Source organism: Candidatus Dormiibacterota bacterium (assembly GCA_035532035.1).
GTDB lineage: Bacteria > Vulcanimicrobiota > Vulcanimicrobiia > Vulcanimicrobiales > Vulcanimicrobiaceae > Tyrphobacter.
In genome coordinates this window covers 332,207-353,393 of sequence record DATKRS010000004.1, presented here as the reverse complement: position 1 = coordinate 353,393, position 21,187 = coordinate 332,207, and the positions used below count along the sequence as shown (strand labels likewise).

The 21,187-nt window shown below is 72.2% G+C and carries 19 protein-coding genes; 6 read left to right on the top strand and 13 right to left on the bottom strand.

Features of this window, described 5'->3' with window-relative positions; all coding sequences use genetic code 11:
- Positions 1–2 precede the first annotated feature (2 nt).
- Genes VMV82_02355 through VMV82_02340 form a run of 4 tightly spaced genes read right to left on the bottom strand, consistent with a single transcriptional unit; the run spans position 3 to position 3,241 of the window.
- A complete protein-coding gene (locus VMV82_02355; protein HUY40392.1) occupies positions 3–419 on the bottom strand; it encodes an ATP synthase subunit C in 417 nt (138 codons plus the stop codon).
- Complete coding sequence (locus tag VMV82_02350) at positions 416–1,798, bottom strand: V-type ATPase 116kDa subunit family protein (protein ID HUY40391.1); 1,383 nt, start codon at positions 1,796–1,798, stop codon at positions 416–418. The genes VMV82_02355 and VMV82_02350 overlap by 4 nt, the downstream gene beginning before the upstream one ends.
- Before the next feature lie 19 nt (positions 1,799–1,817).
- Positions 1,818–2,756: a hypothetical protein gene (locus VMV82_02345; GenBank protein ID HUY40390.1), complete on the bottom strand. Its 939-nt coding sequence runs from the start codon at positions 2,754–2,756 to the stop codon at positions 1,818–1,820.
- 11 nt (positions 2,757–2,767) lie between these two features.
- Positions 2,768–3,241: a hypothetical protein gene (locus VMV82_02340; GenBank protein HUY40389.1), complete on the bottom strand. Its 474-nt coding sequence runs from the start codon at positions 3,239–3,241 to the stop codon at positions 2,768–2,770.
- Positions 3,242–3,529: 288 nt separating this feature from the next.
- On the opposite strand from VMV82_02340, the gene mptB reads away from it, so the two are divergent.
- The gene (mptB, locus tag VMV82_02335) at positions 3,530–5,242 is read left to right on the top strand and encodes a polyprenol phosphomannose-dependent alpha 1,6 mannosyltransferase MptB (GenBank protein ID HUY40388.1); all 1,713 of its coding nucleotides are present in this window, start codon (positions 3,530–3,532) and stop codon (positions 5,240–5,242) included.
- Positions 5,243–5,345: 103 nt separating this feature from the next.
- Here mptB and VMV82_02330 read toward each other — a convergent pair whose 3' ends face one another.
- The gene (locus VMV82_02330; protein ID HUY40387.1) at positions 5,346–7,052 is read right to left on the bottom strand and encodes an LCP family protein; all 1,707 of its coding nucleotides are present in this window, start codon (positions 7,050–7,052) and stop codon (positions 5,346–5,348) included.
- A 266-nt stretch (positions 7,053–7,318) separates the two neighbouring features.
- Entirely contained in the window at positions 7,319–7,834 is a 516-nt protein-coding gene (locus VMV82_02325; protein ID HUY40386.1) for a helix-turn-helix transcriptional regulator, read from the bottom strand.
- A gap of 306 nt (positions 7,835–8,140) precedes the next feature.
- Between VMV82_02325 and VMV82_02320 the strand changes: the two genes are divergently transcribed.
- From VMV82_02320 to VMV82_02300, 5 genes are all read left to right on the top strand, one after another.
- Positions 8,141–9,799, top strand: coding sequence for an alpha/beta fold hydrolase (locus VMV82_02320; protein HUY40385.1), 1,659 nt, complete (start codon positions 8,141–8,143; stop codon positions 9,797–9,799).
- A gap of 89 nt (positions 9,800–9,888) precedes the next feature.
- Positions 9,889–11,484: a long-chain fatty acid--CoA ligase gene (locus VMV82_02315; GenBank protein ID HUY40384.1), complete on the top strand. Its 1,596-nt coding sequence runs from the start codon at positions 9,889–9,891 to the stop codon at positions 11,482–11,484.
- Between the two features lie 124 nt (positions 11,485–11,608).
- Complete coding sequence (locus tag VMV82_02310; GenBank protein ID HUY40383.1) at positions 11,609–11,911, top strand: hypothetical protein; 303 nt, start codon at positions 11,609–11,611, stop codon at positions 11,909–11,911.
- Positions 11,912–12,232: 321 nt separating this feature from the next.
- Positions 12,233–12,721, top strand: a complete 489-nt coding sequence (locus VMV82_02305) for a CrcB family protein (protein HUY40382.1) — start codon at positions 12,233–12,235, stop codon at positions 12,719–12,721.
- Positions 12,722–12,749: 28 nt separating this feature from the next.
- Positions 12,750–13,139: a CrcB family protein gene (locus tag VMV82_02300; GenBank protein ID HUY40381.1), complete on the top strand. Its 390-nt coding sequence runs from the start codon at positions 12,750–12,752 to the stop codon at positions 13,137–13,139.
- 54 nt (positions 13,140–13,193) lie between these two features.
- On the opposite strand, the gene gcvPB is transcribed toward VMV82_02300, so the two are convergent.
- The 7 genes from gcvPB to VMV82_02265 all read right to left on the bottom strand — a co-directional run bounded on the left by gcvPB (position 13,194) and on the right by VMV82_02265 (position 21,014).
- On the bottom strand, positions 13,194–14,720 hold the full coding sequence (gcvPB, locus tag VMV82_02295) for an aminomethyl-transferring glycine dehydrogenase subunit GcvPB (GenBank protein HUY40380.1): 1,527 nt from the start codon (positions 14,718–14,720) through the stop codon (positions 13,194–13,196).
- A 71-nt stretch (positions 14,721–14,791) separates the two neighbouring features.
- On the bottom strand, positions 14,792–16,186 hold the full coding sequence (gene gcvPA / locus VMV82_02290; protein ID HUY40379.1) for an aminomethyl-transferring glycine dehydrogenase subunit GcvPA: 1,395 nt from the start codon (positions 16,184–16,186) through the stop codon (positions 14,792–14,794).
- Positions 16,186–17,301 carry a glycine cleavage system aminomethyltransferase GcvT gene (gcvT, locus tag VMV82_02285; GenBank protein ID HUY40378.1) on the bottom strand — a complete coding sequence of 372 codons (1,116 nt, stop codon included), beginning with the start codon at positions 17,299–17,301 and terminating at the stop codon, positions 16,186–16,188. Before gcvT ends, gcvPA begins: the two co-directional genes overlap by 1 nt.
- Before the next feature lie 9 nt (positions 17,302–17,310).
- Positions 17,311–17,709 (bottom strand): hypothetical protein, encoded by a 399-nt coding sequence (locus tag VMV82_02280; protein ID HUY40377.1) that lies wholly within the window; start codon positions 17,707–17,709, stop codon positions 17,311–17,313.
- A complete protein-coding gene (locus tag VMV82_02275; protein HUY40376.1) occupies positions 17,706–18,224 on the bottom strand; it encodes a MerR family transcriptional regulator in 519 nt (172 codons plus the stop codon). The genes VMV82_02280 and VMV82_02275 overlap by 4 nt, the downstream gene beginning before the upstream one ends.
- Positions 18,225–18,387: 163 nt before the next feature.
- Positions 18,388–19,497 (bottom strand): ABC transporter ATP-binding protein, encoded by a 1,110-nt coding sequence (locus VMV82_02270; GenBank protein ID HUY40375.1) that lies wholly within the window; start codon positions 19,495–19,497, stop codon positions 18,388–18,390.
- A complete protein-coding gene (locus VMV82_02265; GenBank protein ID HUY40374.1) occupies positions 19,494–21,014 on the bottom strand; it encodes an iron ABC transporter permease in 1,521 nt (506 codons plus the stop codon). Before VMV82_02265 ends, VMV82_02270 begins: the two co-directional genes overlap by 4 nt.
- Positions 21,015–21,187: the final 173 nt, after the last annotated feature.

Here is a 21,187-nt window from a genome sequence, read left to right as displayed (position 1 = left end):
CGCTATGCCTTCCCGATCAGGATGATGGCGACGACCAGGCCGTAAATGGCGATGCCCTCGGCGAGGCCGACGACCACCATGGCCCGGCCGAACATCTCGGGGCGCTCGCTCATCGCCGCCAGGGCGGCGGACCCGGTATAGGCCACGGCCACGGCCGCACCGATGGAGGACCCGGCGACGGCGATGGCGGCACCGATGAGGGCTTGGCCACCGTAGGACACGGTTCCCGAGGAAGTGCCCGCGGCACCGCTCGGAGCCGCCGACATCGCGAGGAGCACGAGCACCCCGGCGCCGAGCAGGAACGCCACGTTCAGTGCCTTCACGATGCGGAGTCCGCGGCGCGGCCGGTAGCGGAGCTGGACTGCGACCAGTGCGAACACGGTGGCGAGCACGGGCAGGCCGATCAACCAGGCGATCATGGTCTCTCCTTGGGGACGAGGGTCGGGACGTGCCACGGCCGGAATGCCCGGCCCTGGCTGGTGAAGATACGGGAGAACAGCTCGTAGTACTCGAGGCGCAGCGCCTGCACGCCGGCCACGAGCGCTTCCAGCGTGAACGCCAGTGCGTTCCCGGCCACCAGCACGACGGCGGCGGGGAGCCAGAGGAGGGGGCCTCGGTGCCACAACGCGGTGGTCCCGTCCCACACGACCTGGCCGAGGGCGGCGTGCGTGAGCCCGAAGGCGGCGAGCCGGGCGAAGGACACGGTGTTCGTGCCCAGCCGAACCACCGTGTCGAACAACTCCACCCCGGCCTGGGCCACCCCGGCCACTCCGTGGCCCGATTCGCCGTACAAGCCGGCAAAGCCGAACAGCAGCCCGGCGCCGGCGAGCACCCCGCCTGCCACGGTCAGCCCGACCAGGTGCAGGTACCAGCCCAAGCCGGCCAGGGCGAGGCCGACGTACAGGGCCGAGCCGGCCAGCCCGGCCAGGGCGAGCAGCGCCCTGGCCGCCCCCCCTTCCCGCCAGCGGTTGGCTGTTCCGAGGCCGTAGGCCACGGCGAGGAGGACGGCGCCGATGGCCACCGCGGCGGCGAGCAGGCTCGCAGGCCGGTCCAGCGGGGCCAGCCACAGGGTCGGGACCAGCCCGGTGGGGCCGAACGCTTCGCCGAAGAGGAGCCCGAACGCGGCGCTCGCCAGCCCGGCGCCGATGACGAAGGGGGCCACCCACCGGAACCGGGCGAGGGAGACGGGGCGCCCCGCCCAGACGAGCAGGCCGGCGGCGGTGAGCAGCAACCCGTGGCCGACGTCGCCGAACATCATCCCGAACATGGCGACGTAGGCGACCCCGGCGAACACCGAGGGATTCACGTCCGCGTACGGGACGGTGACATAGGTGTCGACGAGCGGCTGGAAGGCACCGGCGGCTCCGACGCCGGCGAGGAGCGTCGGTGGGTCGACACCGGCCGGAGGGGGGAGTCGAACCACGGCTGCGCCCACGGGGCGCAAGCGGTCGGCCAGTACCTCGACCGCTCTCGTCGGGCTCCAGGCGGCGATCCCGGCAACACGTCCGTCGAGCACGGCGGCGGCGGCCACCTGCTCCAGCTCGGCCTCGCCTGCGAGCTCGTCGAGGCGTCCTCGCCGCGCCAGGTCGGCCAGGTCGGGCGGTCGCCGGTGGAGCACCGCCACCGGCCCTGGGACCTGGCCGGGCGATGCGGTCCGACGGACCTGTTCCAGCGTCGACGCGGCTGGAGCGGGCACCGGGTCGAGGAGCCGCTCCGGCTCGGTGAGGCCCAGGTCGGCGACCGTGACCAGCGCGTCCCGCAGCCGGTCGGCGGGGGCCACCACCGCGATGCGGTCCATGCGTGTCGGCTCCAACGCGTCACGCCACGACATCGGCGACCTCCGCCACCTGCCGACCGCCGCGGGCGGCGAACTCCAGCGCACCCCGAACTCGCCACGCGTCGACGGCAAGCAGCTTGACCACCCCGACGACGGACCCGACCCCGGGGTGTGCCGAACCCGCCGCCGCGCTGCCGTCGACCTCGAGCAGGGTCCGCCATCGAGCCTCGGCACGCCACAGGTCGTCCACACTCCCCACGTCGCGAAGGACGCGCGCGGTGCGACGGGGAAGGCACCGGGACAGCTCCCCCACGGACGTCGCCGCCGCGCACCGGGTACCGAGGAGAAGTCGGACGCCGCGCACCGCCGACGGACCCAACGCGGGGAGGGCTCCGGCGGCGAGGACCCGGGCGAAGACCAGTGCCGCATACGACGTCGCCGACTCGGCTGCGTCCGGGACCGCTTCTGCGACCCGCCGGGCCCAGGCGATCTGCAGGGCCAGGCGGACCGAGGCCGGGTCGGTGGCCTCCGGGTCACCCCACGCGGAGGCGGCGAGCGCATGCCGGACGTCGGCCGGGGTGCGTGCCGGGGACACCTGGGGCCACGCGGTGGCGAGCGCGCCGAGCACGTAGGGCGGACCGTCGGGGAACCCGGGCGGGCGCCCCGACGCCGACCCGGCCAGGCCTGCGAGGTGCATGGTGACGTTCGCGATCTCGAAGCCGCCGGCCAGGACCCGGAGATAGGTGGCACTCAACGGTGGTCCCCAGCCGGCCAGGACCCGGAGATGCCACAAGAGCGTGGCCGACACCGCGTGCTGGGCCGTGGGCAGGTCCATGCCGGGCCGTACGTCGTGGCCGTACGGGGTGTGCGCCAGCACGCCCACCGTCTCGGAGAGGGAGCCGCTCGACGCCAGCCGGCGGGCGCCGTCGCTCCCCAGCCGTCGGCGCAGCAGGCCGCGTCCCCGGGTACCTGCGGCCACCCATCCCATGCTCATCGTCGCCCCCGGGTCGCCGGTGGACCCGTCGGTGGTCCCGCGGTGGGGCCGCCGACGGCCAGGGCGCGCCGCACGACGTCCTCGACGAGGGCCCCGGAGCGGCGTGCCGCCACGGCGGCGATCCGGTCGGCCTCCAACTGAGCACCCGCCAGCAACGCCCGTTGCTCGTCAGCCGCCCGACGGAGGCGCTCCGTGGCCGCCTCGACCCGTTCGGCCGGGGCGCGGCGCCGGGCGTCCGCCAGCAGGCGCCGTGCCTCCTCGTCGCTCGCCGTCCGGCGCTCCGACGCCCGCAGCGCCGCCGAGTCCTCGAGCTGCGCGGCACGGGACCCGGTGTCCCGCAGCGCGCCGAGGACGGGCAGCAACTCGGCCGCCAGCGCCGCGGCACGGTCCACCGGGACGCCGGCCGAGGCGGGCGCACCGGGCACGCCCTGGGACCGAAAGCGGCGCAGTAGCTCTGCCAACGACGCCACTGTCACCTCCTCCGGCTGTTGCCGTGCTGCGAGACCACGCGAAGCCTACGGTCGCAGCCGAGGCGCCGGCAGGGCCGAACGTCCCAGTCGACCTGGACATTCGACGGACGACACCGCCTCTGGGGCAACGGCCATCGGACCCCGGCCCCGCCGGTGGCGGTCCACCGCACGCCCGTCATGGCGTGAACGGAGATCACCGTGCGCGGCGGCTCCCGGACCGCTCCCGGGGCGGGCCGGGACGGGACGGGGTGACGGTGCCGATCGGAGCGGTGCAGATATCGTGAGGGGATGACCAGCGGTTTCTCCGCATCTGGCCTCTGGCGCCCCGATCCGGGTACCGGATCCGGCGGCCGGGATCGGGCGGTCCGGGCGTCGGGTCGACCCGCTTCGACGCGACCCGAGGAATTCGGATCGCCGGCGGCGGGGACGTCGGGTGGCCCGACGGGCATCTCCCTCCGGCGCCCGGCGTTCCTCGGCATGGTGGCGACGATGGTCGTGGTGGGCGGCGCGGTCGTCGGCGGGAGGACCTTCGTCTCGGTGCTTCCCGGCGCTTGGTTCTTCGGCTCCGCCGGAGGCCCTCTGGGCTCTTTCGCCGCCCAGGGGCACACTCCCCCCGCAGTGGCGCTCCTGCTGGTCTTCGGGGGGCTGATCCTGCTCACCCGGACCTGGCTCGGGCTGCTCAGGGTGCTCCGCCGGCGGCCCGGAGTGCCGGTCCGGCGGGTGGTCGGCGTGCTCGCCCTGTGGATCATCCCCCTCGTCATCGCTCCCCCGCTGTTCAGCCGCGACCTCTACAGCTACGCCGGGCAGGGCGAGATGGTGAGCCACCACATCGATCCCTACCAGTACGGCACCGGGGTGCTCGGCTCCACCCCGTTCAGCTCGCTCCCCGGGCCCCTGTGGAGCAACTCGCCCTCCCCCTACGGTCCGGTCTTCCTGGCGGCTGACGGTGCGATCGCCGATGTGGTCGGCCACCACGAACTTGCCGACCTGGTGCTCCTCCGGCTGCTCGAGCTCGGCGGGCTGGCGCTGGTGGTCGGCGGGCTGCCGACGCTGGCCAGGGGGTGGGGCCGTGATCCGGCCGAGGTGGTGCTGCTCGGCGCCGGAAGCCCGCTCGCCCTGACCGTTCTCGTCGGGGGGGGCCACAACGACGCGCTGATGGTCGGTCTCATGGTGGCCGGGCTCGCCGTGGCCAAAAGGGTCGGGCCCGTCCCGGGGATCGTGGTCTGCGCCCTCGCCGCGGGCGTGAAGGCCCCCGCCGCCCTGGCGATCGTCATGATCGGGTGGAATTGGGGCCCGGCAGGTGCGTCGGCCGTCCGGCGGGCGATCCGCGCCCTCGGTGCGCTGGGCATCGGCGCGGCGACGCTGGCCGTCGTGTCGGCCCTCACCGGGGTGGGTTGGGGCTGGACCCGCAATCTGGGGACCGCGAACCAGATCTCCACCGGGGTCACCCCGCTCTCGGCGGTGGCCCACTCGATCGCGGGCACCGCCGGTCTGGTCGGCATCCCCCTCTCCTTCGCGTCGGCCCGGACGGTGCTCGACGCCATCGGGATCGTCTGCGCTGCCGGTATCTGCGGATGGCTGCTCGTCCGATCGCCCCGCCTCGGCCCGCTCCGGTCCCTCGGGCTGATGCTGCTGGTCGTGTCGATCCTCAGCCCGATCCTCTGGGCGTGGTACCTCACGTGGGGCCTGATCGTGCTGTCCGTCGTGGCCACCGGCTGGCTCCGCCGCACGGTCATCGTCATCACGATCGCCTGGACCTTCATCGGGACCAGCTCCGTCGAGGGCATCGCCAACGCCCTATGGCACACCGGCGTGCCCGCCGACCTCTTGCTGCTCATCGGCCTGGTCGGCGTGGCCCTGGTCCCCCTCGGCCTGGCGGCAGACGCCGAAGTGGAGATCGGGCGCTCCCGTCCTCCCGAGGGGAACCCGAGCGGTGGCTGGCCGGCGATCGAAGCGGGCAACGCCCAGGGCGAGCCGGGAGGGCTTCCCGTCGGGGTGTGACCCTCCGGTCCGGCAGCGGGGCTCCTGTCCCCTCGGGCTCTGGCCCGGGCCCGGGCCCGCACCCGCGAGCACCCTCAGGTTGAGGTTCAGGTCGAGGGTTCCCTCAGGGACCTTCGCCCCCCGAGGGCGTGCAGGAGCGGGGGTCCCAGGGCCTCAGGGACTCCACGGCGGGGCTCGGAGGGCTGAACGCCCCGTTGCCGGCGGTGGTGGAGGTCGTGGTCGGCGTGGTCGGCGGGACGGTCGTCGTGGACTTGGAGCCGGCGCCCCCCGCTGGGGTGGTCGCCGGAGGAGCCGGGCTGTTGACCGCGAAGTCGGTCCCCGTCACCACCGTGACCTGAGCACCGGTGCTGACCATCGCCGGGTTCACCGCCATGATCACCGCCCCCGAGAGGGCGTGCGCGACGGTCTGGGCCGCCGCCTCGAGCTTGGGGGTCCGAGCCGAGTAGTAGACGACGGTCTCGGACTGCGTCGCGACGGAGGGGGTGTCGCCGATCGTGCCCACGTGGAACCCGAGCGCGGTGAGGGCCTGCGCGGTGTCGGTGGCCTGGTTCGTCGCTCCCGTGCCGTTGAGCACCGACACCGGTACCGAGGACGGGGGGGGCAGGGGGCCGCCGTTGAACGTGTCGTCGGACGACTTCAGGCCGAGGAACTGGTCGACCACCTGGGCGTCCAGGGGCTGGGAGGGGAACTCGATGTCGCCGTAGTCGCCACCCTTGTAGTAGTAGTTCCCGAACTGGTCGACCGCCACGGGCAGGGTGACCTGGGGCGCCTGCCCGACGTTCACGGAATGGAAGGCGAGGACCAACGAGAGCATCTCGCTGGCCGAGAAGGAGGAGTCGGCCTGGAGCTGACCGACCACGCTCGAGACGAGCTGCTGGTCGGCGACCGGGTTCCCCAGTCCCCTCTTCTGGACGGCCGAGGCCAGGACCCGGAGGAACTCGTGGTCACGGCGGATCCGGGCGAGATCGCTCTGCGCCTCCATCGGCCAGTCCGGCGCGTAGTTGGTGGTGACCGTCGGTCCCTTGTACTGCAGGTGGCGGGCCCGCACCACCTGCAGCGCCTGGGTCCCGTTCAGGTGGACACAGCCCGTCGTCCGGATGTTCAACCCCGAGTACGCGTCGTACACGGGCTCGGGGAAGTACATCGAGATGCCGCCGAGCGCGTCGACCACGCCGGCGAAGGAGTCGAAGTTGAGCTCGACGTAGTGCTGAATGGGAATGCCGAAGTCCTGCTCGACGGCACGGACCAGCTGTGTCGGTCCTTCTGCCAATGCGGCGTCGATCTTGTTCGCACCTTCGGCGCGGGCATTGGGCACGAAGAGGTCGCGGGGGATGGACAGGATCGACACCGCGTGGGTCACCGGGTTGAGGTGCAGGATCATGATGACGTCACTGTTGACGCCGGTGACTCCCTGCGAGCAGAGCCCGTAGGCGAGGCTCTGGACCTTCAGGGCGCACCGTGAGGTCGAGCCGACCATCAGGATGTTCACCGTGCCGACGTCCGCTCCCCTCTTCGGCTGATCCGCGAGACCGGCGACCGAAATCCGGTGGATCCGGTGGTTGAGGTACCAGGCGTCGCCCAGCACGGCCACCACCACCAGCAGCACGACCGCCCCCACGATCCCGAGCGCCCATTTGACCCGCCGACGTCGGCGCCGGTGCGGGTGGGGACGCCCGCCCCGCCGGGGCTGCGTGCGGCCCGCCCTCTCGACCTCCAGCCCGAGCGATCGCAGACCGTCCTCGTTGGCCACCGGCCCCGGATCGGCCTCCCCCGAGGAGCCCAGGGCCCGGAGCGCCGCCTCGTTGGGCACCGACCCGTGACGTCCCCTCCGTGGGCCCCGCGAGCTGCCACGGACGTCGGGAGTGCCAGATCCGTCGCCGGGACCGCCACGGGAGCCGCCACCGGAGAGATGGCCGCTGTCCATGGGTGCTCACGGTAGCAACGTCGGCGCCTCATGCCGTGGAGCCCCCCCGCCACAGCCGGCGGCGCCGCCGGGTCGGCGACCCCGTCGACCGGGACACAACCCGGCCCGGCCCCGGTACCCGACTACCCGGTACCCGACTACCCGGTCCTCGACTACCCGGTACCCGCTCGCCCGCCGGACCCCTCGCCGGGGTCGGGGTCGCGGTCGGTGTCGGGATCGGGATCGGGATCGGTGTCCGCGGTCCGGGACCCGTCTGCTCCCGTCCCTCCCGAACCGGTCGAGGGAACCGGCCCGCCCCGAGAGCCCGCTCCGGCCTCGTCGAGCATCGAGTGGTACACGGCCAGCAGGGCGCCCTTCTGGCCGACCGTCAGCCGCGGGTCGAGTCGGATGGCCACCTCGGTGGAGGGCGCAGAGACCTCGTCGTCGACGCCGGCGGCCTGAGCGAGCAGGTCCTCGACGGAGAGGTTGAGCGCCCTGGCCAGTGACTTGATCACCGCCACCGAGGGTTGGTGGAGCCCGCGCTCGATCTGGCTCAGGTAGGGGTTCGACACCCGGGTGAGCTCGGCCAGTTGGCGGAGGCTGAGCTGGGCCAGCTTCCGCTGAGTCCGAAGATAGGAGCCGAAGACTCCCCAGTTGCCCGGGGACTCCGAGCCCGGACCGGCGCTCACCCGGGACGGGCCACGGCCCGGCCCACCGGTTCCCCCGCTCCTGGGCACGGAGCGCGAACAGGCCCGCCGGGCGGCCGTGCTCGCCACGCGCAGGCCGAGTCGCATCCGGTCCGCACCTTGTCCACCGTGCCGATCGTAGCCACGCACCACCACGGACGGCGGCGACCTTCCCGGCAGTTCGGCTACGCCACCCGGGACCCGGAACCGTTCCTGGTCGCCGATCGCTCATGGCGCGCGTTGACGCCGACGTCGAACGAGGCTCTAATCAGAGCAGGACCGTCGTACGGAAGCCGTGGGGTGGGTGCGATGTCGAAGGTGTTCTCACCGCAGGACTTCGAGGAGGCCGTCGAGAGCGGCGAGGTTCTCGCGCGCGCCGACTCGCTCGGTCTCCTCGGGGCGCTCGCCAAGGTCGCCGTCCGCTCGCGCAATGCCCCCCGGCGCATGGCCGACCTCGGGGTCGAGCTCGGGAAGATCACGGTCGGGAGGTCCGGCGTCCGACCCGAGCCCAAGGATTGGCGCTTCGCCAACCGGGCGTGGAGCGAGAACCCGGCATTTCGCCGGCTCGCCCAGGGGTACCTGGCTTGGGCCCAGGTCGTCGACCGGATCGTCGCGGACGCCGATCTCGACTGGCGTACCACCGAACGGGCCCAATTCGCCACCCGGTTGATGACCTCGGCGCTGTCCCCCACCAATTTCCTCCCCCTCAACCCCGATGCCCTCGAGCGCGCATGGGAGACGGGGGGCAAGAGCCTCTTGCGAGGTCTCCGGAACATCGGCCGCGACATCCGCCACAACTCCGGCGTGCCCCGATCGGTGAAGCCCGGTGCGTTCACCGTGGGCAAGAACCTGGCGGTGACACCCGGAGCGGTCGTGTACCGCAACGAGGTATGCGAGCTCATCCAGTACAGCCCCCAGACGCCGGCCGTGTACTCGCTCCCCGTGGTCCTGATCCCCCCGCAGATCAACAAGTTCTATTTCATGGACATGGCGCCCGGGCGAAGCCTCGTCGAGTACGCGGTGCGCCAGGGATTTCAGGTGTTCGTCGTCAGCTGGCGGAACCCGACCGCCGAGCACCACGACTGGGATCTCGACAAGTACGCCGGCGCGGCGATCGAAGCCCTGCGGGCCGCCCAGGAGATCACGGGCAGCGACCGGGTCAATACCATCGCGCTCTGCGCCGGAGGCATCACGACCGCGGCGGTCATCGGTCATCTCGCCGCCATCGGCGACCCGCTGGTGCACTCTGCGACCTTCGCCGTCACCCTGCTCGACTTCTCCGAGCCCACCATGATCGGCATGTTCGGATCCGCCTCCGTCGTCCGCAACGCCATCCGTTCCTCGGAGCGGGCAGGCGTGCTCGACGGCAACGCCACCCGGCTCCTCTTCGCCCTCCTCAGGCCCAACGAACTGCTCTGGAACTACTGGGTGAGCAACAACCTGCTCGGCGAGGACCCCCCGACCTTTGACGTCCTGGCCTGGAACGCCGACAGCACGCGCCTCCCGGCCTCGCTCCACGCCGACTTCCTCGACATCTTCCGCAACGACTCCTTCTCCGCCGGCACGCTGAAGACCCTCGGGACCACGGTGGAGCTGGCCCAGGTCAAATGCGACAACTTCGTCGTGGCTGCCAGCAACGACCACCTGACCGCATGGCGGGCGTGCTACTCCACCACAAGGCTCCTCGGGGGGCCGAGCGAGTTCACCCTCTCCTCGTCCGGCCATATCCAGAGCCTGGTCAACCCCCCCGGCAACCCGAAGATGACCTACGCCAGCGGCCCGGCCACCGGCACCGGCCCCGACAAATGGTTGGCCGGTGCAGTCCAACACCAGGGATCGTGGTGGGAACGATGGGCCGGGTGGCTGGCCCCGCGGTCCGGCGACCAACGGGCACCGGCCACCGGGCTCGGCAGCAAAGAGCACCCGCCCATCGAGCCCGCACCGGGCCTTTACGTGATGGAGCGGTAGGGACCCCGCTCGCGAAGCGGTGCCCCCGGGCCTTCCCGAGCCCCCGGGCGGGACTATCCTCCCTGCATCGACCACCCGGAGACCCCGTCATGATGGACGTCGAGCTGAACTCGTGGCTGATGTTCGAGCACGCCCCGAAGTACGCGCCGGACGCCGAGGTGGTCAGTCGCCTCCCCTCCGGGGAACTGCACCGCTACACGTACGGGGATTTCGCCGGACGCGCCCAACAGCTGATGCACGCCCTCGACGGGCTGGGCGTCCAACGGGGCGAGCGGGTCGCCACCCTGGCCTGGAACAGCTACCGCCATCTCGAGTCGTACTTCGCCATCCCCTGCACCGGTCGCGTCCTGCACACGCTCAACGCCCGCCTGTCGCCCGAGGACCTCGCCTACATCATCGGCCACGCGGACGACCGGGCGGTGCTCGTCGATCCCGACTTCCTCCCGTTGATCGAGGAGATCCGCGGCCGGGTCCCCGGTCTCCGCCACGTCATCGTGCTCGACGACCGCGTCCCCGACACCTCGCTCGACGGGGTGATCGCCTACGAGGACCTGATCGCCGACCGGGCGAGCTCGTACTCCCCCATCGACATTCCCGAACGGACCCCGCTCGGGCTCTGTTACACGTCGGGAACCACGGGCCGGCCCAAAGGCGCTCAGTACACGCACCGCTCCACCTTCCTTCATGCGTTCGCCGTGACCTCGGCCACGGCCATGGCCATCGGTCCGGGCGATTCCGTCCTGAGCCAGGTACCGATGTTCCACGCCAATGCCTGGGGGATGCCGTACGGCTCGACCCTCGCGGGAGCGAAGCAGGTCTACTTCGCCGGTCCGCTCCTCGCCGGACCGTTCGTCGACCTCCTGGTGACCGAGCGGGTCACGGTCAGCGCCGGCGTTCCCACCATCTGGCTCACCGTGGCCGACGAGGTGGGCGCACGCGGCGGCTTGCCGGACATGCGCCACATCATCGTGGGCGGCAGCCAGCCTCCCCGCGCCCTCATCACCCGGTACTGGGAGGACTTCGGCCTCCGGATCGTCCAGGCCTGGGGCATGACCGAGACCTCCCCCCTGGCCTCGGTCGCCTGGCCGCAGGAACGAATGCGCGGATGGGACGAGGAGCGGGTGACCGACGCCGCGAGGATCCAGGCCGGGATCCCACTCCCCGGCGTGGACGTCAGCATCCGCGACGAGGAAGGACGCGCGTTGCCCTTCGACGGCGAGACGATGGGCAACCTGTACGTCCGGGGTCCCTGGGTGATCGACGGGTACCTGAAGGACGAGGGCGACGAGAACTTCGCCACCGACGGATGGTTCCGCACCGGTGACGTGGCGATCGGGTCACCGGGCGGCTACTTCGTCATCGCCGACCGGACGAAGGACCTCATCAAGTCCGGGGGGGAGTGGATCTCCTCGGTGGAGATGGAGTCCGCGATCATGGCGATGCCCGCCGTGCTCGAGGCGGCCGTGGTGGCCGTCCCGGACCCGAAGTGGCAGGAGCGGCCCCTCGCCTGTGTGGTGCTCCGGGGCGGCGGCGAGGTCACGCTCCAAGAAGTCCACACGCACCTGACGGCGAGCGGCTTCGCCCACTGGCAGCTCCCGACAAGGCTCGAGATCATCGACGCCGTCCCCAAGACCAGCGTGGGCAAGTTCGACAAGAAGGTCCTGCGCGCCAATTTCGGCGCCTGACCCCGCCGATCCCCCGGGCCCGGTTCAGGCCGCCGAAGCCGGCTGATCACCACCGGGGCCTTGACGCACGCCCGGAATGCTTGATATAGTAAGCAAACCACCAATCATCCCAAGTGAGGTTCCCATGCCTACCGCCCTCGAGATCACCAACTCCGTCCAGAACGGCGTCGTCAAAGCGGTCGAGACCAGCCAGCGATGGACCCTCGGCGCCGCGCGGAAGACAGCCGACACCTTTGACGGGATGATCCCCGACGCCCCCAAGCTCCCCCTCGTCGACCGTCTGCCTTCGCCGCAGCAAGCCGTCGACGCCGGTTTCGGCTTCGTCGAGCGGATCCTGGCCACCCAGCGCGCCTTCGCTTCCGAGATGGCGGCGTTGGCCACCCGCCCCGCACCGGCGGTCCCCACGGCCAAGAAGGCCGGCGCCTAGTTCCCCAGCGCCATCGCCCTCCCGATCCGGAGGGACGCACAGCGGCGCGAGCCCGACGTGCGAGGCGGACCCCCGGACCGGCCCCCTCGGCCGACCGGGGGCCCGCCTCGCGTCTGCGCCCGACCGAGGCCCGGCGAATTTCGGGTGGTGGGTCCGTTCGGACCCGTTGGCGAGTTTCGCGACGGCCGGGCTCCCCGCTACGATGCCCGACGCGGGGAGCTTCCCGCCCGGCGATGGATCCCGCCGGGGGTGGTCTGCAGCTCGGGGCCCCTGAAGCGCTCGGTGACGGCTGATGGTTCCTGTTCCGGAAGGAGGAGGACCATGCCCGACGCCGAGCCCGTGACGACCGAGCCCGTGACGACCGAGCCCGTGCCGACCGGTCTCCATTGGGCCCACCCGCGGTTTCTCACGTGCATCATCGCCGGCGGCCTGCTCGGGACCCTGGGCCGCTACGAGCTCGAGCTGGCCTGGCCCACCCCGGCAGGGCACTTCCCGCTCGTCACCTTCACCATCAACACCAGCGGCGCCTTCCTGCTCGGGTTCCTCCTGGCCCTGCTGGGCGGGAGCCGGCGGCCAAGCCCGTACGCCAGGCCCTTCATAGGGACCGGCATCCTCGGCGGTTGGACGACCTATTCTACCCTGGTAGTGGAGGCGACCACACTGGGTAAGGGGGGCCAGCTCGGCCTGGCCGCCGCCTACCTCGCCGCCACCCTCGCCGCCGGGATCGCCGCCGTCGCCCTCGGGATCTCGTTGGGTCCGTTCGGTCTCCGCCGCACCGCCGCAGCGCTCACGTCGGACCCGCTCGAGTGACCTCAGCCGTGCCCGCCGGGGAGCAGTGGTGCTGACGGCGATCGTCGTCGGGGTGGCCGGAGGCCTCGGGGCCCTGCTGCGACACCTCGTGGACGGCGCCCTGCAGGAACGCCCCTCCCGCATCCATCCCGGCTCGGCGAGCGTGCCCTACGGGACGCTCGTGGTCAACGTGGTCGGTTCGTTCGTCATGGGCGCGGTCACCGGCGCGTTCTGGTACCACGACCTGCCCGGGCGATGGCGGTCGATCGTCGGCACCGGCCTCTGCGGGGGCCTGACGACCTGGTCCACGGCCAGCTGGGAGACGGTGCAGCTCGCCACCCTCGGCCGGATCGGCCTGGCCGTCCTGTACGCCCTGGGGGGCATGACGCTGGCAGTGCTCGGAGCGGTGGCCGGCATCGCTCTCGGCGGGGCACTCTGACCCGATCCGGGCCCGCGCCCGGCTCCGGCCGGCCGGACGCCCGCGGCAGACAGTTCAGCCGCGGGCGTCGAACGTGGGGACCAAGGTGCGGGCCGCGCGGGCCTCGTCCACCCGCCGCACCGGCGTGGTGCGCGGCGCAGCCTTGAAGCTGTCGTCGACCGCCGCGCCGGCGGCGATCCGTTCGAGCGCGTCGGCCAATGCCTCGAGCGTCTGGAGGCTCTCGGTCTCGGTCGGCTCGATCATGAGCGCCTCGTCGACGACCAGCGGGAAGTACACGGTCGGCGAGTGGAAGCCTTCCTCGAGAAGGCGCTTGGCGACGTCGAGCGCCCTGAGCCCGTGCTGCTTGCGGAGAGTCGAGGCGGCGAGGACGACCTCGTGCATGCACGTCCGGTCGAACGGCACGTCGTACACGCCCGACAGGCGCGTGCGGACCCAGTTGGCGTTGAGCACGGCTCGCTCGGCCACCCGCCGTAACCCGTCACCGCCGTGCACCGTGATGTACGCGAGCGCTCGGGCGAGCACCAGCGCGTTGCCGTGCCAGCTGTGGACCCGACCGACCGAGTGCGGCGGCACCGACCAGCCGAACCGAAGGTCGCCCGTCCCGCTCTCCGGGTCCGCGGTCGCCCGGACCCCGGGGTCGGCCGGCCCGGCGCCACTCGTGGCTCCGCCGGCGATCCGGACCGGCCGGGGGCCGGGGAGGAAGTCGACCAACCGGGGCGAGACGGCGACGGGGCCGGCGCCGGGCCCTCCCCCGCCGTGTGGAGTGGCGAAGGTCTTGTGCAGGTTCATGTGCACGATGTCGAACCCCATGTCCCCGGGCCGCACCACCCCGAGGATGGCGTTCAGGTTGGCGCCGTCGTAGTAGAGGAGCCCCCCCACCTCGTGCACCGCCTCGGCGATCGGGACGATGTCCTCTTCGAAGAGCCCGAGCGTGTTCGGATTGGTCAGCATGATGCCGGCAACGTCGGTGTCGAGCACGCTGCGCAGCGCCGCCATGTCGACACAGCCGCGCTCGTCGCTCGGGACGGTGGTCACTTCGTAGCCGCCCAACGTCACCGACGCGGGGTTGGTGCCGTGTGCCGAATCGGGGATGACCACCCGGCGGCGCTGCTCGCCCTGGGCGTCGTGCCACGCCCGCATCAGGAGCAGGCCGGTGAGCTCGCCCGCGGCACCGGCCGCCGGTTGCAGGGTGGCGGCGGCCATCCCGGTGATCTCGCACAGCATCTCCTCGAGATCGACGAGGAGCTCGAGCCATCCCTGGGTCAGGGCGGCAGGCGCCCCCGGGTGGACGTTGGACAGCCCCGGGAGCCCGGCCACGGTGTCGCAGGTCTTCGGGTTGTACTTCATCGTGCACGAGCCGAGCGGGTACGCGCCGAGGTCGACGGAGAACTGCCGGTGGCTGAGCCGGGTGAAGTGCCCCACCAGGTCCCGCTCGGACACCTCGGCCAAGGGGACCGGATCGCTCCGCCGATGCTCCGCCGGCACCAGTTCCTCCACGCTCCACTCCGGGATGCCCGTGGTCCGCAGCTGCCAGCTCGACCGGCCCGGTTGCGACAGCTCGAAGATCGTGGGCTCGGCCATGTTGCCGAGCAGTGGAGCACTTGCCGCCCGGCCGCCGGCCGCCGCTGTCCCCGGCTCGCTCATCGGGGCACTCACGATCTCACCGCCTTGTCGAGGGCCGCCACGAACGCGTCGATCTCCGCGGCGGTCCGGCGTTCGGTGACGGCAACGAGCAGTCCGTGCTCGGCCTGCTCGGGCCCCACCGAGCCGTCGCCGCCCTCCCCGACCAGGTCGGCCAGTGCCAGCCCGGCGAGGAACCCGTCCTCGGCCAGCCGCCGGACCACCGTGCGGGCCGGCGTCGGGGTCAGCACGGCGAACTCGCGCACCACCGGCGTGGCGGCAGTGAGCGGCGTCACCCCGTCGACCCCGGCCAACGCCTCGCGGCAGTAGCGGGTGCCGCGGGCACTGCGCAGCGCCACCTCGGCCAGCCCCGAGGTGCCGAGCCAGCCCAGCTGGACCGCCGCCGTGACCGCCATCAGCGTCTGGTTCGTGCACACGTTGGAGGTGGCCTTCTCGCGCCGGATGTCCTGCTCGCGGGCACGCAGCGTGGTGACGTAGGCGCGGGTGCCCTCCGAGTCGACCGTCTCGCCGACCAGGCGCCCGGGGAGCCGGCGGACGTGCTCGAGCGTGCAGGCGAACAGCCCGAGGTACGGGCCACCGAAACCGAGCGGGGTGCCGAAGGCCTGTCCCTCCCCGACCACCACGTCGGCCCCCTGCTCGCCGGGCGAACGGAGGATCCCGGCCGATACCGGGTCGGCCACCACCACCATCACCGCGCCGAGCGCGTCGCACAGCCGGCGGACCTCGGCCAGGTCCTCGATACACCCGAGGTAGTTCGGGTAGCCCACGACCACGACCCCCGGACGGTCGACCTCGGCCCCGGACCCGCCGGTGAGGGGCGGCCACGCCGTGCGGCCGTCGACGAGGGGTACCACCTCTACCTGGTGACCCGTCCCCGCGGCGAAGGTGGCCAGCACGGCACGCCAGTGCGGGTGCACCCCCGCCGACAGCCAGACCCCCTCGCGCCCGGTCACGCCCACGCCGAGGTTGACCCCTTCCACCAGGGCGCTCGCCCCGTCGTAGAGCGAGGCGTTGGCCACGGGCAGGCCGGCCAGGCGGGCGACCATCGTCTGGTACTCGAAGACCGCCTGCAGCACGCCCTGGGCCACCTCGGGCTGGTACGGGGTGTAGGAGGTCACGAACTCCGAGCGCCCGGCCAGTGCCTTCACCACCGGCGGCACCTCGTGGTCGTACGCGCCGCCACCGGCGAAGCAGACCAGGTGGTCGGACCGGGCGATGTTGGCCTCGGCCAACCGCTGGACCCGGTCGAGCACATCGGGCTCGGGAACGCCGTCGGCCAAGGCCAGGCCGCCGCTGATCCGGAGGGCCTCGGGTACCGCGGCGAAGAGCTCGTCGAGCGAGTCCAGCCCGATGAAGCCGAGCATCGAGGCGATCTCCGCCTCGGTGTGGGGAAGGTAGTCGCCCATCAGCCCGCCCCGCGCCGCCAGAACGGCAACCGCACGACGGAGGCACCGAGGGACCGTCCGCGCTGTTCCACCGTGACGTCGTCGCCCTCGTGCAGCGCCGCCGCCTCCACGAGGGCCAGCGCGATCCCCCTCTGGAGCATCGGGGAGAAATTGCCGCTGGTCACCGTTCCGACGGGCTGCCCCGCGACCGTCACGACCGCGCCCTCGCGCGGCGGTTGCCTGCCGTCGGCCAGGAGCCCCCGGAGGCTCCGGGCCGGGCCGTCGGCCCGCTCCCGCTCGAGCGCCGCGCGCCCGGGGAAGGGTCCCTTGTCCCAGCCCACGACCCAACCCAGCCCGGCCTGCAGCGGGGTGATCCCGGGACCCAGCTCATGGCCGTGGAGCGGGAGCCCGGCCTCGAGCCGGAGCGTGTCGCGCGCCCCCAAGCCCGCCGGAACCACCCCGGCCCCGACGATCGCCGCCCAGAGGTCTCCGGCCGCAGCGGCCGGGACGGCGCACTCCACCCCGTCCTCACCGGTGTACCCGGTACCCGCAGCCACGCACCGGGCCCCCCGCCACTCGAACCTCTCCACCGCGAAACGCTCCACGGCCGCCGCCTCGGGTGCCACGGCGGCGAGGCGCCGTCGGGCCTCGGGACCCTGCACGGCGAGAACCGCCCGGTCCGCGGTCGTGTCGGTGCCGCCGATCGCGTCCCGGACCCGGTGGGTGTTCGATGCGTTGGGCATCACGTCGAACCGCTGGTCCCCGACCCACCAGACGATGAGGTCGTCGACGACCGACCCGTCCTCGCCGAGCAGGTGGGTGTATTGCGCCCTCCCCGGTCCGATCTTTCGCAGATCGTTGGTCAACGCCGCCTGCAGACGCTCGAACGCACCCTGCCCCTCCACCCGGACCGTGCCCAGATGGCTGACGTCAAAGATCACTGCGCCGGTGCGGCACGCCCGATGCTCGGCGACCGTCCCGGACGGGTACGCCAACGGCATCTCCCAACCGCCGAACGGTACGAGCTTGGCCCCGAACCCCACGTGGGCGGCGTGCAAGGGGGAGCGCCGGAGCTCCCCGCCACCGCCGGCGAACATACCCTGCTCGTCGGCGACGGCCGGCGCCCCTGCTTCCACGGGCTCAGCCTAGGCGGCGCTGGTGTCCGGCATCTGCAAGCCGTGACGCTCGAGCAGCGCGCGGAAGTCACGCTGGTAGACAACCTCCACCTCCAGCTCGGGGTAGAGCTCCCGCATGCGCCGGATCTTGGCGTTCTTCCGGGTGACCAGCCGTTGGTCGGCCGTGGTCAGCTCCACGAAGCACCGATGCTCGGGAAGCCAGAAGTCGGGTCGGAAGCCGGCGGCCGGTGATCCGTCGGCCCTCCAGCGCAGGGTGAACTCGACCGGCTCGTACTCCCAGCGAACACCGTGAACGTCGAGCAGGGCGGCGAACACCCGCTCCGACGGATGGGCGAACCGGACCGTGGCCGCCGGGATGCCGGACGGGTGCCCGGACCCGCAGCGACGGGGGTAGCCGGGTCTCGTCACTCCCCGGCCGCTCGACCCGCAGTGCGGGTGCCGGCGGCCGCCGGTCGGTCCGTGGGACGGTCGTGACGCACCGGCTCGCCCCGTTCGATGCGGACGATGTCCGCGTCGAGCTCGTCCACCACGCCCGAGAGGGGAACGATGTTGAACACGCCCTGACCGCCGGCCAGCAGGTCCACCACCTCCCCGTTCGATCGGGCCAGCACCGAATGGGTGCCGGTCAGCACCAAGTTGGCCGAGGCCACGTCGACACCGAGGTTCTCGCGCAGGCAGTCCACCGCACGCCGGGCCGAATGGAGGGAGACCCCCGCGTCGAGCAGCTGCTTGATGACCTTCACCTCGAGGACGTCCCGGTACGAATACCGCCGCTTGGTCCCGCTGCCCCGAGCCTCGGCCAGCGAAGGCCGCAGGAGCCCGGTGCGGGCCCAGTAGTCGAGCTGCCGGTACGAGATCCCGACCAGCGTGCAGACCTGGGGACCCCCGAAGCCATCGACCTCGGGCTCAGCTGGGCTGTCCATCGGACCTCCTCCGCTCCTCGGACTCTCCCGCACCTTAGCCGGTGCGGACCACACGCCGGTAGTTACGCCGGCGTGCTCCAGAGGGACGCCACCGTGAGCAGGCCCGTCCCGCCGCCCGGTGGCCGTTCGACCGGTCTGCCGCCCCGGACGGGATCATCCCTGGTCAGGGGTCCCCTGCTCCGTCCCCCGCCATCGCCGGCCAGGCGACCACCGCTCCTCGGGTGGTCACACCCACCCGGGACGCCGGCTCCCAACGAACCCCGCCGCCCACCCGCACGACGAGGGCGTGGTCGCCCAGGTCTCGATCGGGCCGGACCCGGACCACGGCGTCGTGTCCGTAGTAGTCGAAGCTGAGCACCTGACCGGTGAGCGCGCCTTCCCCAGGCTCCCTCGTGAGCTCGATCTGCTCGGGGCGCACCATCACGACGACATCGGAGCCGTCGGGCCCCGCCGGCCCGACGCCGTGCTCGAGCGGGAGAAGCCCCAAAGGGGTCTGCACCGAGCCACCCACCGTCGTTCCCCGGACGAGGTTGATCTCGCCGAAGAACCGGGCCAGATCGGGATCGGCGGGAAGACCGTAAAGAGCTTGCGGGGTGCCGGCCTGCCCGATGCGGCCTTCACGGATGACGGCGACGTGATCGGCGATCGACAACGCTTCGTCCTGGTCGTGGGTCACCAGCACCGCGGTCGTGCCGGCGCTGCGGAGCACCGCTTGGACGTCACTGCGGACACTCGCCCGGAGGCTGGCGTCGAGGGACGAGAACGGCTCGTCGAGAAGGACGATCTGGGGATCGACCGCGAGCGCCCGGGCCAGGGCCACCCGTTGCTGCTGGCCGCCCGAGAGCTGATGGGGGTAGCGCGGTCCCATCGACCCCAGGCCGACCATCTCCAACAGCTCGGAGACCCGCGCTCCGCGCCGCCGGCGCCGCCCCAGCCCGAAGCCGACGTTCGCCTCCACCGTCAGATGCGGGAACAGCGAGCCCTCCTGGGGTACGTAGCCGATCCTGCGGTGCTCGGAGGACACGAACCGGCCCACGCCGTCGACAACGGTCCCGCCGATCTCCACGAGGCCCCGGTCGGCGTGCTCGAACCCGCCGACGATCCGCAGCAACGTGGTCTTGCCGCTTCCCGAGGGCCCGAGGATGGCCGTGAGCGATCCTGCCTCGACGGTGAGGTCGACACCCCGCAGCACCGGGTGGGATCCGAACGCCTTGTGCAGGTCGGTGATGCGCAGGTCGGTCATGCGCAGGTCGGTCATGCGCAGGTCGGTCATGCGGCCGCCGCCGAGCGGGCCGGGAGCCGATCGAACCAGCGTCCGAGCACGTAGCTCGGCAAGGCGGCGACCAGGACCATGAGCGCCGCGTAGGGTGCCGCCTGGCTGTAGGAGATGTTCGACGAGAAGGCCCAGAACTGGGTGGAGAGGGTCTGGGCCCCCGTCGGGATCAGGACCAGGGTTGCGGTCAGCTCGGTCACCGTCTCGAGGAAGACGAGACAGAACGCCGCCGCCAGGCCGGGGCCGATGAGCGGGACGGTGACGCGCCACAGGACGGCCAACCGGGTGGAGCCGAGCGAACGAGCCATCTCCTCGAGACCGGTGGGCGACTGGAGCACCGACGTGCGCACCGCCACCAGCGCCAGGGGGAAGAACATCACCGCGTACGCGACGATCAGCAACACGGTGCTCTGGTAGAGGAACCCCGCCGCATACCGCTCGGAGAAGTACGTGAGCGACAGGGCGACCACGAGCCCGGGGATGGCCAGCACCACGTAGGTGCTGCGCTCGAGCATCCCGGCGAGGCGGCTCGGGTGCCGGACCGAGAGCAGGGCCACCGGCAGGGCCAGGCCCGTCGCCAGGACGCCTGCGGCCCCCCCGTACAACGCCGTGTGCCACACCGCCGACCCGATGGATGCAGCGGGAAGGGTGGATCGTCCGCCCTGAACCAGCCAGTAGACGATCGCCCCCAACGGCACCCCGAGGGCCAGAGCCACCAGCAGGGCGAAACCCCCGAGAACCGGCAGAGTGGCGCGCCCCAGCCGGTGGGGCCGGGCCGGCCGCGGGGCCAGAGGCCCCAGGCGGGCCGAACGCCCCCGCCCGCGCGTCGCTCCTTCACCCACGAGCACCAGCGCCCCGATGAGCACCAGCACCAGCGACAGGGCGCAGGACGCGGCAACGCCGAACGCGACGTGGGACTCGGTGAAGATCTCCGTCGTGAACGTCCGGAACCCGAGGATCTCGAAGGCGCCGTACTCGGCCAGGAGGATCAACGCCACCAGCAGGCTCCCTCCGATGATCGCCGGCCGGGCCTGCCCCAGGGTGACCCGCCAGAAGGTCCGGGCGCGTCCGAGCCCGAGACTGCGGGCGACCTCCTCCTGTGCCGGGTCGGCGTTCCGGAAGCTGGCGGCGACGGGAAGGTAGACGAGGGGGTACACGGCGACGGTCATCACCAGGGTCGCACCACTGAACCCGCCCAGGGACTGAAAGATCGACCGCCAACCGAAACTGGTGACGAAGTCGGGGATCCCCAGGGGGACCACCACCAGGACCGCCCAGGCCCTCCTGCCCGGGAGGTCGGTCCGCTCGACGAACCAGGCCGCCAACGTCCCGACCACGGCGCAGAGCAAGGTCACCACCACGGTCAGGCTGACGGTGTTCCACAAGAGATGGACGGTCAGCTGGCGGAACAACAGCGGGCGAAGAGTCGACCACCCGATCTGTCTCGCCTGCATGAGCAGGAAGACGAGAGGCAGGACGAGCCCCGCGGCGACCCCGACGGAGAGGCAGGTGAGCACCCAGGGCCGTCGCAGCGACCTGGGGCGCGCGGAGAGGGGCGGTCCCTCGCCGGAGCCGGGCACGGGCGCCTGGCCCTGATCCACGATCGTCGCCGACACGCTCGACCCCCGGCAGCCGCGCTGCTACCGGGCCCCTGCACCGGTCGCCGGTCGGCTGCCGATGTCCCGCCCCA